The sequence below is a fragment of the Rhodobacter sp. TJ_12 genome, assembly GCF_020023995.1.
Classification (GTDB): domain Bacteria; phylum Pseudomonadota; class Alphaproteobacteria; order Rhodobacterales; family Rhodobacteraceae; genus Rhodobacter.
This window is the reverse complement of sequence record NZ_NRRD01000106.1, coordinates 1-512: the sequence shown is the minus strand read 5'-3', so window position 1 is coordinate 512 and position 512 is coordinate 1. Positions and strand designations below refer to the sequence as shown.

Sequence of the window (512 nt, the reverse complement as noted above, 5' to 3'; positions counted from 1 at the left end):
TGCAGCCCTTGTCGCCGTCGGTGAAGACGAAGGCTAGCCGCTCGTCCAGCGACGCCGGCGAGACGCCCGCGACATAATCGACATACCAGTGGTCCGAAGCCGCGACGGCTGCGCGCAGTTCCTGCAGCGTCGGCGTCTCCTCGCTCGCATCCGACATATAGCCATGACGGGCACCGGTGAGATGGGCGGCGAAGATGCGGGCCACGACATGTGAATGGTCGATCAGTTTCGCCGCTTTCGCCAATTCGGTCCGATACCGTTCCGGATCGAGTTCACCGAGCTTGTCGAACAAGTCTTCATTCGCCCAGGCCTGATAGCCGAACAGAGTCCGCAGCAACCCGCTCATGACGAGGTTCCTTTCGCTTGCAGTGGAATGTGAGTAACGTGTTCATATTCCGCCGGGAGCCGCGTTTTTGTCTACTCGCATTGCCAAATCGCGCGCGGTCATGCGCAAGGCGCCACGGCAGGCACGCTCACGGGTGACGGTCGAGGCGATCGTCGAAGCCGGTGCT

1 protein-coding gene is annotated in these 512 nt (G+C 61.7%); it reads right to left on the bottom strand.

The genetic code is table 11. The features are described 5' to 3' along the window. On the bottom strand, window positions 1–346 hold a 346-nt coding region (locus tag CKO11_RS17425), incomplete at its 3' end, for a DinB family protein (RefSeq protein ID WP_223641572.1). Between the last annotated feature and the right edge of the window lie 166 nt (window positions 347–512).